Origin of the sequence: Nocardioides perillae (assembly GCF_013409425.1) — a bacterium.
Lineage (GTDB): Bacteria > Actinomycetota > Actinomycetes > Propionibacteriales > Nocardioidaceae > Nocardioides > Nocardioides perillae.
The window spans coordinates 1265337-1278823 of record NZ_JACCAC010000001.1; the positions used below are offsets into that span (position 1 = coordinate 1265337).

12 protein-coding genes are annotated in these 13487 nt (G+C 75.6%); 6 read left to right on the forward strand and 6 right to left on the reverse strand.

Features of this window, described 5'->3' with window-relative positions:
• The first annotated feature begins 2 nt into the window (after positions 1 to 2).
• The 5 genes from BJ989_RS05915 (at position 3) to BJ989_RS05935 (ending at position 4109) form a co-directional block, all read left to right on the forward strand.
• On the forward strand, positions 3 to 758 hold the full coding sequence (locus BJ989_RS05915) for an SRPBCC domain-containing protein (RefSeq protein ID WP_179517404.1): 756 nt from the start codon (positions 3 to 5) through the stop codon (positions 756 to 758).
• A gap of 186 nt (positions 759 to 944) precedes the next feature.
• Entirely contained in the window at positions 945 to 1364 is a 420-nt protein-coding gene (locus BJ989_RS05920; RefSeq protein ID WP_179517405.1) for a lycopene cyclase domain-containing protein, read from the forward strand.
• On the forward strand, positions 1364 to 1732 hold the full coding sequence (locus BJ989_RS05925; protein ID WP_179517406.1) for a lycopene cyclase domain-containing protein: 369 nt from the start codon (positions 1364 to 1366) through the stop codon (positions 1730 to 1732). Before BJ989_RS05920 ends, BJ989_RS05925 begins: the two co-directional genes overlap by 1 nt.
• The gene (locus BJ989_RS05930; protein ID WP_179517407.1) at positions 1729 to 2544 is read left to right on the forward strand and encodes a class I SAM-dependent methyltransferase; all 816 of its coding nucleotides are present in this window, start codon (positions 1729 to 1731) and stop codon (positions 2542 to 2544) included. Before BJ989_RS05925 ends, BJ989_RS05930 begins: the two co-directional genes overlap by 4 nt.
• On the forward strand, positions 2541 to 4109 hold the full coding sequence (locus tag BJ989_RS05935; protein ID WP_343049129.1) for an FAD-dependent oxidoreductase: 1569 nt from the start codon (positions 2541 to 2543) through the stop codon (positions 4107 to 4109). Before BJ989_RS05930 ends, BJ989_RS05935 begins: the two co-directional genes overlap by 4 nt.
• Positions 4110 to 4422: 313 nt before the next feature.
• On the opposite strand, the gene BJ989_RS18690 is transcribed toward BJ989_RS05935, so the two are convergent.
• The 6 genes from BJ989_RS18690 to BJ989_RS05970 all read right to left on the reverse strand — a co-directional run bounded on the left by BJ989_RS18690 (position 4423) and on the right by BJ989_RS05970 (position 12544).
• Positions 4423 to 6336, reverse strand: coding sequence for an ATP-binding protein (locus BJ989_RS18690; RefSeq protein ID WP_179517408.1), 1914 nt, complete (start codon positions 6334 to 6336; stop codon positions 4423 to 4425).
• A gap of 82 nt (positions 6337 to 6418) precedes the next feature.
• Positions 6419 to 7513, reverse strand: coding sequence for an oxidoreductase (locus BJ989_RS05945; protein ID WP_179517409.1), 1095 nt, complete (start codon positions 7511 to 7513; stop codon positions 6419 to 6421).
• 21 nt (positions 7514 to 7534) lie between these two features.
• Positions 7535 to 9484: a DUF5914 domain-containing protein gene (locus BJ989_RS17125; RefSeq protein ID WP_218848743.1), complete on the reverse strand. Its 1950-nt coding sequence runs from the start codon at positions 9482 to 9484 to the stop codon at positions 7535 to 7537.
• Positions 9484 to 11046: a phytoene desaturase family protein gene (locus BJ989_RS05960; protein WP_179517410.1), complete on the reverse strand. Its 1563-nt coding sequence runs from the start codon at positions 11044 to 11046 to the stop codon at positions 9484 to 9486. The genes BJ989_RS17125 and BJ989_RS05960 overlap by 1 nt, the downstream gene beginning before the upstream one ends.
• Positions 11043 to 11687: an isopentenyl-diphosphate Delta-isomerase gene (gene idi, locus BJ989_RS05965; protein WP_179517411.1), complete on the reverse strand. Its 645-nt coding sequence runs from the start codon at positions 11685 to 11687 to the stop codon at positions 11043 to 11045. Before idi ends, BJ989_RS05960 begins: the two co-directional genes overlap by 4 nt.
• Positions 11688 to 11872: 185 nt before the next feature.
• Positions 11873 to 12544 (reverse strand): alpha-ketoglutarate-dependent dioxygenase AlkB, encoded by a 672-nt coding sequence (locus BJ989_RS05970; RefSeq protein ID WP_425489983.1) that lies wholly within the window; start codon positions 12542 to 12544, stop codon positions 11873 to 11875.
• A gap of 214 nt (positions 12545 to 12758) precedes the next feature.
• Here BJ989_RS05970 and BJ989_RS18695 point away from each other — a divergent pair, with 214 nt between their 5' ends.
• Positions 12759 to 13463, forward strand: coding sequence for a UTRA domain-containing protein (locus tag BJ989_RS18695; protein ID WP_179517412.1), 705 nt, complete (start codon positions 12759 to 12761; stop codon positions 13461 to 13463).
• Positions 13464 to 13487 lie beyond the last annotated feature (24 nt).

A 13487-nucleotide genomic window follows, 5' to 3' on the forward strand; every position in this document is an offset into this window, starting at 1 on the left:
CGGTGCAGCTGACGCACGAGTTCACGGTCCCTGCCTCGCTGGAGGTGACCTGGGCCGCCTTCGACGACATCGCCTCGGTGGGGGAGTGCTTCCCCGGCGCGGTGGTGACGTCCGTGGACGGCGACACCTTCTCGGGCACCGTCAAGGTCAAGCTCGGGCCCATCGCGCTGGTCTACGGCGGCACCGGCACCTTCGTCGAGAAGGACCGCGACGCCGGCACCATGACGATCCAGGCCAAGGGCAAGGACAAGCGCGGCAACGGCACCGCCGGCGCCGACGTCGTGGCGCGGCTGGTGGCCGAAGGGGACGCCTCGACCAAGGTCACCGTCCACACCGACCTCGCGATCACGGGCAAGCCGGCGCAGTTCGGTCGCGGCGTCATGCAGGACGTCAGCGACAAGCTGCTCGGCCAGTTCGTCGAGTGCCTCGCCGTCAAGGTGGGTCGGTCGGACGGCGAGGCGGCCGGGGAGACGGGTGCGGAGAGCGGGGCCAGGACGGCTGCCGACGACGCGGGGTCCGCCCCGGTGCCGGCGGCCGCGGCCGGTCCGGACGCCGAGGCGGGCGGCGGCGCGCCGGCGGCGGCTCCCGAGCCGGGCGCGCACCGCGCGGCCGCCGCCCCGTCCGGGAGCGGCGGCGACGACGCCCTCGACCTCGGCGCGACGGTGGTGCCGATCCTGCTGCGCACCTACGGCAAGCAGGTCGCGGTCGGACTCGGGCTGGTGGCGCTCCTCGCCTGGCTCCGCGGGAGGCGCCGCTAGCGACGCCCTCCTCGGTGGTGAGGTCACCGGTGGCGGTGCGCCGGTGGTGGTGACGGTGCGGGTCCGTGTCCGTGGGGGGACGGGCCCGCACCGCTGTCTGCTCCCGTCCCGGGCTCGCTGGCCCGGCTACCAGCGCTTCTCTAGGCTGACCGCACCAGCGGCGGCACGACACGGCAGGGGCGGTGGGTGGAGCAGTACGAGTACCTCGTGGTGATGGGGCTGTGCCTCCTCGTCACGCTCCCGCTCGAGCTGCTGCTCGGGGCCCGCGTGTGGCGCCGGCCGCGCCGGTTGCTGCTGACCCTGCTGCCCGTCGTCGCGGTCTACTCCGTGTGGGACGTGGTCTCGATCCAGCGCGGGCTGTGGGACTACAGCGAGCGCTTCACCACGGGGATCCTGCTGCCGCTCGACATGCCGCTGGAGGAGCTGGTCTTCTTCGTGGTCGTCCCGATCTGCGGCCTGCTGACCCTCGAGGCGGTCGGCAACGTCCTCGCCTGGCTGCGCCTGCTGCGCGCCGGTGAGGGGCTGCGCGCCGCCACTGCCACGGCGTACGCCGACGGGGTCGGCCGCTGGGTCCGCCCGGCGCCGGCGCGGCAGGAGGTGGCGTAGTGCTCGAGTACACCGTGCCGGCCGTCGTGTCGGTCGTGGTCGTCGTGCTGGTCGAGGTGCTGTGGCTGCGCACCGGGATCTTCCGCACGCTGCGCTTCTGGCTGGCGATGGCGATCGTGTTGGGCTTCCAGGTGCCGGTCGACGGCTGGCTGACGAAGCTGTCGGACCCCATCGTGCTCTACGCCGAGGATGAGATGACCGGGGTGCGCGCACCCTGGGACATCCCGGTCGAGGACTTCGCCTTCGGCTTCGGGATGGTGACGCTGACGATGCTGCTGTGGGTGCGCCTCGGCTCTGCGGAGGACCGCCGCGCCGGCGCCGTCCGCGGAGCCGGGACCGGCCCGCGCGAGACCGAGGAGACCGCATGACCGCCCGCCACGCCGAGCCCGAGGCGGCCGGCTCGCCGGTTCACGCCGCGGGGGTGCCCGACGCCTTCGACGGCGTCGCGTCGACCTACGACCTGATGGTCGCCCTGAACCCGGGCTACCACCGCCACCTGCGGCAGTCGGCCGAGGTGCTGGTGGAGGCGCTGCGCAGCCGACCGCGACCCGCGGGCCGCCCGCTGCGGGTGGTCGACCTGGGCTGCGGCTCGGGTGCCTCCACCGCGGCGCTGGTGGCCGCACTCGTGGCGGGCGGCCTGGCGCGCAACGAGGTCGAGGTCGTGGGTGTCGACGGCTCGGCGGGCATGCTCGCGCAGGCGCGCCGCAAGCGCTGGGACCTGCCGGTGCGCTGGGTGCAGGCCGACGCCGAGCACCTCACCGCCGCGCAGCTCGGCCTCGACGGCGCGGGCGTCGACGGGGTGCTCTCGGCCTACCTCTTCCGCAACGTCGCGGCCCGCGACCGGCTGCTGGCCTGCGTGCGCGACCTGCTGGTGCCGGGCGGCTCGGTCGTCGTCCACGAGTACAGCGTCCGCGAGGACCGCCTGGCCCGCGCCAAGTGGGACGTCGTGTGCTGGGGCGTCGTGGTGCCGCTGGGGCTGCTGACCGCGCCGCGCAGCGGCATCTACCGCTACCTGTGGCGCAGCGTGCTCGACTTCGACGGCGCCGAGGAGTTCCGCAGCCGGATGGTCGCGGCCGGTCTCACGGGGGTGCGCAGCCGCACCTTCGGCGGCTGGCAGCGCGAGGTGCTGCACACCTTCCACGCCCGCCGGCCGGAGGCGCCCCGCGCGGAGGCCGGGTGAGCCCGGTGCTCCCGCGGCCCGCCCAGCAGTGGCGACCCGGCGCCGACAAGCGCGCCGTCTGGCACCCGGGCGCGCCCGGCGCCGCCTCCGACGAGCGCCGCCACCACGTCGTCGTGGTCGGCGGGGGCATCGCCGGCCTGGCCGCGGCGACCGGGCTCGCCGAGCGCGGCGTGCGCGTCACGCTGCTGGAGCGCGAGGCGCAGCTCGGCGGCCGGGTGCGGGCCTGGCCGGTCGAGGCGGGCGGCACCGCCACCACGATGAGCCGGGGCTTCCACGCCTTCTTCCGGCAGTACTACAACCTCCGCGCGCTGCTCGGCCGCTCCGACCCGGGGCTCTCGCGGCTGGTCCCCGTCGTCGACTACCCGCTCTCGCTCAAGGACGGGCCGACCGACTCCTTCACCTCGGTGCCGCGGCAGCCACCGCTCAACATCGCCGCCTTCGTCGCCCGCTCGCCCAGCTTCCGGCTGCGCGACCTCGCGGCGGTCGACGTCGACGCCGCGATGGGCCTGCTCGACGTCTCCTTCCCGCGCACCTTCACCGACCACGACGGCACCAGCGCCGCCGAGGTCCTCGACCGGTTGAACTTCCCCCACGCAGCGCGCCACCTCGCCCTCGAGGTGTTCGCCCGCTCCTTCTTCGCCGACCCGCGGGACTTCTCGGGTGGCGAGCTGGTCGGGATGTTCCACGCCTACTTCCTCGGCTCGGCCGAGGGCCTGCTCTTCGACGTGCCCGACGACGACTACGACACCTCGCTGTGGGCGCCGCTCGGGCGCCACCTCACGGGACTCGGCGTCGACCTCCGCACGGGCGTCGAGGTCGAGGGCGTGGCGGACTCCGCCGGCGGCGTCGTGGTGACGGCCGGCGGCGAGGCCGTCGACGCCGACGCCGTCGTGCTCGCGACCGACCGCGCGCCACTGCAGCGGCTGGTGTCGGGTGCGCCCTGGCTGGGCGACGCGGCCTGGCGCGAGCGGCTCGCCGGCCTCGGCCACGCCCCGCGCTTCGCCGTGTGGCGGCTGTGGCTCGACCGCCCGGTCGCGGCCGGCACCCCGCCGTTCCTCGCCACCAGCGGACACGGTCCGCTCGACAACGTCTCGGCACTCGAGCTCTTCGAGTCCGGCGCCCGGGCCTGGGCCACCGCCCACGGCGGGTCGGTCGTCGAGCTCCACGCCTACGCCGTGCCCGACGGCACGAGCGACGAGGAGCTGCGGGCCGAGCTGCGCGCCGAGCTGTCGGCGCTGCACCCCGAGCTCGACGGGGCCGAGGTGGTGCACGAGGAGTGGCTCGTGCGTGACGACTGCCCGCTGGTCGGCACGGACCCGTGGGCCACCCGGCCCGGCGTCGTCACCCCCGACCCGCGCGTCGTGCTCGCCGGCGACGGCGTGCGCTGCGCCCTCCCGGTCGCGCTGATGGAGCGCGCCGCCACCACCGGCTGGCAGGCCGCCTCCGCCCTGCTCGACGGCTGGGGTGTCGCAGGGCACGGCCTGTGGACCGTGCCGGTCGAGCCGCGCCACCGCGTCGTGCCGCCCCTGCGCCGCGCCCTCGCCCGCGTGCCCGCCCTGCGCTAGCCCCCGGCGTACGCCCCTGCACCTGCTCAACCCCCGCCGCGGCTGCGTCATGCGGTGGGGGTGCGGTTGCGTCGCCTTCGCATGACGTACGGCGGGGGGTGGGGTGGGTCCGCCCGGGTCGCCGTGGCTGCGTCATGCGGTGGGGGTGCGGTTGCGTCGCCTTCGCATGACGTACGGCGTGGGGTGGGGTGGGTCCGCCCGGGTCGCCGTGGCTGCGTCATGCGGTGGGGTAGTCCGACACACCTCGGCCCTCCGCGGGGTCTCGGAGGGCCGAGGTGTGCCGGACTACCGCGCCGGGCGGAGTGGTCGGACGTCAGACGTGGCTGAGCGGCAGCCGGACGGTGAAGGTGCTGCCCTCGCCGAGGTCGGACTCGAGGCGGATGGAGCCGCCGTGGCGCTGCACGATGCGGCGCACGATCGACAGCCCGAGACCGGTGCCCGGCGCGGCGAGGGCGTCGGGGTTGGTGGAGCGGAAGAACTCGGTGAAGAGCTCCTCCTGGTCGCGCTTGCTGATGCCGATGCCGTCGTCGCGGCAGACCATCCGCACGAAGCGGTCGCTGCGCTCGGTCCACAGCTCGACGCGGCCGCCGGCGGGGGTGTACTTCACGGCGTTGCCGACGAGGTTCAGCGCGACCCGCTCGAGCTCCTCGTGGTCGCCGCTGATGATGACCGGGCCCGCGGCGGGGGCGACCTGGAGGGAGACGCCCTCCTCCTGGGCCCGCAGCGCGAGGGCGGAGGCGGCGTCGAGCAGCACCTGCTGCAGGTCGACGGCGCGGGTCTCGAGCGGGCGGTCGGGGTTGCTGACCTTCTTCAGCGTCAGCAGGTCGTCGATGAGGGAGCCGACGCGGTCGAGGTTGCGCCGCACGACCGCGAAGCTGGCCTCGGCGGAGCCGGTCGGGTCGTCCTCGATCAGCTCGAGGTGGCCCTTGATCGAGGTCAGCGGGGTGCGCAGCTCGTGGGAGACGGTGGAGATCAGGTCGTGCTTGTAGTGGTCGAGCGAGCTGAGCTGGGCCACGAGCGCACGCTCGCGCTCGATCATCCGGGCGTTGAGGACCGCTTGGCCCAGCCCGCCCGCGACCTGCGCGGCGGTGGCGACCTCGTGGGGCGCGAAGGGCGGGCGCCCGCGCCCCCGGAGGGCGACGACGTAGCCGAGGCAGTCGGGCCCCGCCCCCATGGGGACCAGCAGGAGGCTGCGTGCGCCCGTCGGGCGCAGGAAGTCGACGATGCGGGCCTGGTCGGAGGCGTCGTGGTAGGGCGAGGGGGACGTGTGGTCGCGCACCCACCCGGCGGCGCCGCCGGCCACCGGCACCTGCACGTGGCGGTCGGCGTCGGCCCACGAGCCGTGCAGGGAGGTGCCGAGCGGCGTGGCGGCGAAGGTGGCCTCGTCGCCCTGGAGCACAGCCGTGTCGACGCGACCCGCGGCCCACGCCTCCCGGGCGCTGCGCGCCACGATCGCGAGCACCTCGGGCGGCGCGTCGGCCCCGTCGCGGTCGGGGTGGCGCGCGCCCCGCCCGGCGCCGGTCAGCTCGTCGTCGCCGTCGAAGGCGCGCACCCACACCACGTCGGCGGTCAGCGCCTCGGCGACGGCGGCCGCGCTGGTCTCGACGATCGCGCCGACGTCGAGGGTGCGGGCGGCCTGGGTGTGCAGCGCCTCGACGGCCGTGGCCAGGCGCACGCGCTCGGCGAGCTCGTCGGTGCGCCGGGCGTTGGCGATGGCGAGGCCGGCGAGCTCGGCGTACATCTCGAGGAGCTCGCGGCGCGCGCCGTCGGGGCGCTTGCCGTCGACGGGGAGGTCGACCGCGAGGAGGCCGAGGAGCTCGCCCTCGGGCGAGCGCAGCGGTGCGCGCAGGGTGTCCTCGGGGTGCCAGGCCTCCGGGTCGCCGTCGACCTCCAGGTCGGGGATCCAGCCGCCCGCCGCGCCGTCGAGGCGCTCGGCGGGGATGAAGAGCAGGCTGCCCCAGCGGTCGGCGAGCGCGAGCTCGGCCTCCATCTCCTCCAGCGGCACCCGCCGGCCCACGAGCGCCTCGCGGGCGCCGTCGTCACCTGCGACGGTCACGATCTCGAACTCGTGGTCGGCGGTGAGCCAGCTGATGGCCGCGACCTCGAAGCCGGTCGCGGTGGCGACCCCCGCGGCGACGGCGTCGAGCACCGAGCGGACGTCGGCGCCGGCGTTGATCCGCCGCATGATGTCGTAGACGGGCCGCAGTCCGTCCAGGTGCGCTCGCACCGGCATCCGCTCACCTCCCGAGAGTCTGCGCCATCTTGTCAGGGTGGTGGCAGCGACGGGTGCGAACGGTCCACGAGACCGTTCAGGCGACCAGGTCGTCCCAGTTCGTGGCGAGGTAGTCGACGAACCGCGGTCCCACCGACTCCGCCGCGAGGTGCTCGCGCGACACCGGCGGGCGCACGGCCTCGAAGGCCGGGTCGGCCACCATCCGCGCCGCCACGTCGTGCTGCAGGATCGCGGCGGTGCCCACGAGCACGAAGTCGACGCCACGGTCGAGGCACCACTGCGCCGCCGCCGAGCCGGTGACCTCGCCCGCGACGCCGAGAGGCACCCCGCCGCGCTCGAGGGCGGCGAAGTGGTCGATCAGCAGCGTGCCGGAGTACGCCGCCTCGTGCGGCTCCTTGCGCACGTCCCACAGCGACACGTCGAGGTAGTCGACGTCGCCGGACGCAGCGAGCTGCGCGGCGAGGGCGGTCGACTCGGCCAGCAGGATGCCCGAGCGCTCGGGGGTGAGCCGCACGCCGAGCTGGAAGTCCGGACCGGTCGCGCGCCGCACCTCGGCCGCGACCTCGCGCAGCAGCCGCGAGCGGTCCTCGGCGGAGCCGCCGTAGCCGTCGGTGCGGTGGTTGTGGCGACCGTCGAGGAACTGGCACAGCAGGTAGCCGTGGGCGCCGTGCAGCTCGACGCCGTCGAAGCCGGCACGCTCGCAGCGCACGGCCGCGGCCACGAAGTCGGCGACCACCTGCTCCACCTCGCCCGTCGAGAGCGCCCGCGTGCCGGTCTCCTCGTCGTCCCACGCGCCCACGCGCGGGTGGCCGGAGAGCTCGGGCAGCGCGCGGCGCCCGCCGTGCTGCAGCTGCACCGACGTGCGGCCGCCGAGCGAGGCGTCGGAGGCGGTGCGCAGGTCGGCGGCGAGCCGCTCGAGCCCCGGCAGGAACCGGTCGTCCCACACCGCGAGCTGACCCGGGAAGGACTGCCCGGCCGCCGACACGTGCGCCGCGCACGTCATCGTCAGCGCCATCCCGCCCTCGGCGCGCCGCACGAGCCACGCCCGCTCCTGCTCCGAGAGCGACCCGTCGGGCTCGGCCTGGTGGTTGGTCAGCGGCGCCAGTGCCACGCGGTGCGGCCACCGCGGGCCCCGCGGCAGGTCGAGCGGGTCGGCGAGGGAGGTCGTCACCCTCCGATCCTGCCAGGGGGCCTACACGCCGTAGGACTCGCCGCGGGCGCGGAGCAGGTAGGACCGCTCGGCGTAGATCATGTCGTCGACCCACAGCCGCTTGGCCGTGCGCGCCATGGCCGGTCGCACGAGCCCCTGCAGGTGCCGGGCGACGGCGAAGCCGGTGCGCTCGGAGTGCGCGATGGTCGCCTCCACCATCATCGTGCGGGGGTGCCCGTCGGGGCCGAGGCCCAGCGGCGTCGCGTGGGTCTCCACCACGCTGCCGGCGCCCTCGCCCTCCACGATCGTCATGACGATGGTGCGGGCGTCGGGGCAGGCGAACTCCGCGCGCACGGGCACGCCGTAGGTGCGGCTGACGCGGAAGGTCACGTCGACGGTGAGGACCTCGTCGGTCGTGGCGGCCTCGTCGACGGTGAGGTGGCTGAAGGCGTAGGGGTGGAACCACGACCCGTGCCACGGGTCGAGCCGGTTGGCGACGACGTCGCGCGGCTCGCAGGTGCCGGGCACCTCGACGACCGCGGCGACGGAGCGCGCGAGCGGCGGCCGGGCGGTGATGGTGGGGGCGTCGGCGGTGACCTCGCCGAGGGTGGGGATGCGCACCCACAGCAGCACGCCGTCGTCGTGGGCGGCGTAGGGCTCCCAGCCGGGAGCGCCGCCGGCGTCGAGGGCGAGCCCGTGCCACTTGCAGTAGAGCCGGTCGCTCATCACCTCGCAGTCGTCGAGCAGCGCGCCGAGGTGGGGGCACGACCCGGGGCCGGCGGCGACGCCGCCGTCGGAGGTGCGCCAGAGCACGACCTCGCTGCCGCCGACGGTGCGCACGACGGAGCGGCGGGCGCCGAGGTCGCGGCTCGCCCCGACGACGTACCAGCCGCCGGGGTCGCGCGACATCGCGACGTCGAGGGCGGCGCGGATGCGCGCGGGCTTGGCGTCGCGCCACGAGGGGGTGAGCTCGTCGCGGCGCGGCATGGGGCGCAGCGCGAGCGGGATGCGGCCTCCGGCCATCCCCTCCGCGCCGGAGCCGGTGCCGGGCGCGGCGGGTGCGGCGGTGCGGGCCTGCCCCGGCGGCGTACGCCGGTCGGCCGGGGTGCGCGTGCCGAGCTCGCGGGCGGCGGTGGCGGCCTTGCGCCACGTGGGCACGCGGGCGCGCGAGGAGAAGACGTCGTAGTCGGCCGCCTCGATGCGGTCGAGGATGCCGGAGTAGAGGACCCGGGCCGTGCGCACGCAGCGCTCGGAGGGCCCGGGCAGGTGCGGCAGCCCGGCGTCGGCCTCGCGGTAGAGCTCGCGGTTGCGCTCGAGCTGGAAGCGCATGAGGTCGCGCCAGGCGTCGTCGACGCGGCGGGCGGCGGGGTCGGCGGAGAACCGCTCGAGGTCCTCCTGGGGGAGGTAGACCCGACCGCGGTCGAGGTCCTCGTCGACGTCGCGCAGGAAGTTGGTGAGCTGGAAGGCCAGCCCCAGGGCGCGGGCGGGCTCGCGCGCGGCCGGGCTGGTGGGGCGCAGCACCGGCAGCATCATCTCGCCGATGACGGCCGCCGAGCCCTCCATGTAGCCGAGGAGGTCGTCGTAGGTGTCGTAGGCGCAGGTGTGGAGGTCCTGGGCCATGGCGCCGAAGAACCGGTCGAAGCACTCGGGGTCGATGCCCGTCTCGCGCACCGTGTGGGCGACCGCGGCCATCACCGGGTCGTCGCTGCCGTGGTCGGCCACCGCGGTCGTGAAGGCGTCGCGGAAGGCCTGCAGCGCGGCGGTGGTGGCCTCGACGTGGTCCTCGGCGCAGGCGTCCTGGGCGTCGACGATGTCGTCGGCCAGGCGGCACAGCGCGTAGACGGCGTGGACGTGCCGGCGCTGCTCGGCCGGGAGGATCGCGGCACCCCAGAAGTAGGTGGTGCCGTGGCGCCGGGTGAGCTCGGCGCAGCGCCGGTAGCCCTCGGCGAGGTGGCGCGCCTGCGCCGGGGGCCCCAGCAGGGTCGCGGCCATCAGGACACCGCCTCGCTCCCGGTCACGGCCGGCCGGGGCGCACGCCGCGCGCGGCGCGAGGCGAGCGGCACGGCGGGGCCCGCGCGGCCGGTGTCGGGCAGGTAGGAGGTCACGCGCTGGGCTGCGAGCTTGCCGCTGACGAGGACCATCGGCACGCCCACGCCGGGGGTCGTGCCGGAGCCGGCGAAGAACATGCCGGGCAGTCTGCGCTCCACGTTGCCCGGGCGGAAGGGCCCGGTCTGGGCGAAGGTGTGCGCCAGTGCGAACGGCGTGCCGCGCTCCATGCCCATGCGCTCCCAGTCGAGCGGGTCGACGAGCTCCTCGGCGACCACGTCGGTGGGGTAGCCCTCGGTCTCGAGGAAGCGCAGCAGCGAGTCGCGCATGGGGCCGCGCTGGGCCTGCCAGTCGACGACGCCGTCGAGGTTGGGCACGGGCTCCAGCACGTAGAGGGTGTGCGCGCCCTCCGGCGCGAGCGAGGGGTCGCTCACCGTCGGCACGGTGACCAGGCGCGACGGGTCGGGCATGAGGCGGCCCTGCTTGATCAACGCGTCGAAGGCGGAGTCCCACGCCTGGGCGAAGTGGATGTTGTGGTGGTGGGTGCCCTCCGGCAGCGCGCCCCGCGCGCCGACGTGCCACACGACCGCCGAGGGGGAGTAGTCGCCCTTGCGCAGCACCCGCGGCGGCGCGAGGTCCGGCAGCAGCTCGCGGTAGGCGACGGGCGTGTCGAGGGTGCACACCACCGCGTCGGCGGCGATCCGCTCGCCGTCGTCGACCTCGACGCCGGCCACCGCGCCGTCGGCGCGGCGCAGCACCCGGGTGACCGACGTGCCGTAGCGCAGCGTGGCGCCGCCGCCCTCGGCGGCGCGGGCCAGGGCCTTCGGCACCTCGCTCATGCCGCCCTCGGGGAAGAAGACGCCCTCGATGCAGTCCATGTAGGTGATGACGGCGTAGATGGCGAGCGCGGAGCGCGGCGGCAGCCCGGCGTACATCGCCTGGAAGGTGAAGAGGCGGCGCAGCCGGTCGTCGTCGAAGCGGCGCGCGACGGCCTTGCCGAGACGCCCGAAGCCGCCCATGGCGACGAGGCGGGCGGCGGCGCCGGGGGAGGCGACCAGGTCGAGCGGGGAGTCGAAGTTGTGGTCGATGAAGTGCGGCATCTCGACCTCGTAGAGCTTGCGCAGCCAGCCCACGAACTCGTCGAACGCGGCGGCGTCGTGCGCGCCGCACACCTGCCGGATCTCCTCGCGCATGGCGTCGTGGCCGTGGCGCACGAGGATCTCGCTGCCGTCGTGGAACTTCGCTCGGTAGGCCGGGTCGAGCCGGCGCATCGGCAGCAGCGTGTCGAGGTCGCCGCCCGCGGCGCTCACCACGTCGTCGAGGAGTCCGCGCATGGTGAGCACGGTCGGGCCGGTGTCGAAGGTGAAGCCGTCGCGCACGATGCGGCCGGCCCGCCCGCCCGGGATCGGCTCGCGCTCGACCACGACGACCTCGTGGCCCGACCCCGAGAGGTGGCAGGCGGTGGCGAGGCCCGCGAGGCCTCCGCCGATGACGACGACCGTGCTCATCGCGTGCTCCTGACGTGCTGGGTGCCGGGCGCGGGGTCGTGCGCGGCGCGGGTGGTGGCGTCCCCGGGGCTCGGGGCGCCGGTGGGCAGGTGGGGACCGAGCTCGCGCACCTGGAGGACCATCCAGGGGCTGAAGACGGCCGGGGTCGCGGTCACCGCGGTGTGCAGGTCGCCCCAGGCGACCCAGGTGTGCTCCGCCACCTCGGCGGGGTCGGGGCGCAGCGGCGCGTCGGCGTCGACGACGGCCACGTGCACCGGGCACAGCTCGTGCTCGACCACGCCGCTGGCGTCGACGGCGCGGTAGCGGAAGTCGGGCAGCACCGTCGTGACCTCGTCGACCCGCAGGCCGAGCTCCTCGCCGACCCGGCGACGCACGGCGTCGGTCGTGGCCTCGCCCGGGCGGGGGTGGCCGCAGCAGGAGTTGGTCCACACCCCGGGCCAGGTGCGCTTCGCCAGGGCGCGGCGCGTGAGCAGCGTGCGGCCGGCGCGGTCGAGCACGTGCAGCGAGAAGGCGAGGTGCAGCGGCGTGTCGGCCGTGTGGACCGCCAGGCGCGGTGCCGTGCCCTGCGGGGCGCCGGACTCGTCGACGAGCACGACCTCGTCGGCCGCCTCGGCGGGCGCGCGGGTGTCGGTGGTGGGCACGGCGGGCAGCAGCTCCTCGAGGTCGGCGTGCGAGGTGGGCGTGGCTCAGGTGCGAACCTAGCGAGCCTCCTCAAGCAGCGCACGGCTCCGCGCGCCACCCCCCAGAGGAGGGGGCCGTGACGTGCCCGGGGCGGCCGGCGAGCGGCGTACGCCGTGGGGCGGGGTCGGCTGACGCCGCGAGCGGCTCAGAGGACGCCGCGCGTGCGGAACTGCACGCTCAGCCGCGGGCCCGCGTGGGCGACCTTCGGGACGGCGTGCTCCCACGTGCGCTGGCACGAGCCGCCCATCGCGAGCAGGTCGCCGTGGCCGAGGGTGAACGAGAGCGACGGGCCGCCGCCGCGCGGGCGCAGGGCGAGGCGGCGCGGGTCGCCGAGGCTGACGATCGCCACGACGGTGTCGTGGGTGGAGCCGCGGCCGATCGTGTCGCCGTGCCAGGCGACCGAGTCGCGGCCGTCGCGGTAGAAGCAGCACCCGGCCGTGCGGAACGGCTCGCCGAGCTCGGGCAGGTAGTGCGCGCTGAGCGCGTCGCGGGCAGCCTCGAGCGTGGGGTGGGGCAGGGGGCGACCCTCGCCGTAGTGGCACAGCAGCCGCGGCACCGCGACGACCCGGTCGTACATCTCGCGGCGCTCCTCGCGCCAGGGCACGTCGGCGACCATCGTCGCGAGCACGTCGTCGGCGTCGGCGAGCCAGTCGCGGCGCACGTCGACCCAGGCGCCGCGGCTGAGCACGGTGCGCTCCACCCGGTCGCCGAGCGGGCGCAGGCGGGAGCGGTCGTCGGTGCGGTCGTCGGCCTGGTCGTCGGCCTCGTCGAGGCCGAAGAGGGAGGCCTGGAAGTCGGGTGCGTGCGTGGTGCCCACGGGGTGGATCCTACGCCGTCGGTCGAACGGGTGTTCGAGGACGGGCGGCGCGGGCGGCCCTCGGCGCGGGACCAAAGGCCCGGGTGCGGGTGCGAACGGCGGGCAATTGCGGCGTTCTGCGGTCTAGTCGTCTGGTCGTCGCTACGTTCCTCCCGTGAGACAGCAGGTGACGACGGCACGACGGCACGAGCCCGTGCGGAGCAGGGAGACCCAGGTGAGCGAGGCCCCGGCCCTCAAGCACGTGCAGGTCCGCGAGTACGTCCGCGCCCTCTGCGAGGGGGCGCCCCCCGGCAGCGCCGCGCCGTCCGAGCGCGAGCTGGTGCAGCGCTTCGGCGTCGCCCGCATGACGGTGCGCCAGGCGATGGACTCGCTGGTCAACGAGGGCCTGCTGGAGCGCATGCCCGGGCGCGGCACGTTCGTCGCCAAGCCGAAGGGCGAGGTGGGTCGCCTCACCTCCTACACCGAGGACATGGCCAAGCGCGGCCTGCTCCCCGAGAGCTCGACGCTGCTGGCCCGCCGCGAGCAGGCCGGCCCCGGCGTCGCCCGTGCCCTCGACATCACCGAGGGCGACGCGGTCATCCACTGGAAGCGGCTGCGCCGCGCCGACGGCGCCCCGATGTGCATCGAGGACGCCTACCTCAACGAGGTCATCCTGCCCGGCTTCCTGCAGTCGGGCATGCCGACCAGCCTCTACGACGCCCTCGAGGCCCGCGGCCTGCGGCCCACCTGGGCCGAGGACTCCGTGAGCGCCGACGTCGCGAACGACGACGAGGCCGCGCTGCTCGACGTGGAGGCCGGTGCGCCGGTGCTCCGCGTCGCGCGCCGCGCGCTGCACGAGGACAAGTGCGTCGAGGTCTCGCGCTCGGTCTTCCGCGCCGACCGCATGACGGTCTACGTGCAGTTCGCCGACGCCCGCTGACCCCGCCCGGACGCCGCCCGCTGA

Coding starts and splice junctions, on each gene's coding strand:
- BJ989_RS05930 (WP_179517407.1), top strand. CDS start 1,729: ATGACCGCCCGCCACGCCGAGCCCGAGGCGGCCGGCTCGCCGGTTCAC.
- BJ989_RS17125 (WP_218848743.1), bottom strand. CDS start 9,484: ATGGCCGCGACCCTGCTGGGGCCCCCGGCGCAGGCGCGCCACCTCGCC.
- BJ989_RS05960 (WP_179517410.1), bottom strand. CDS start 11,046: ATGAGCACGGTCGTCGTCATCGGCGGAGGCCTCGCGGGCCTCGCCACC.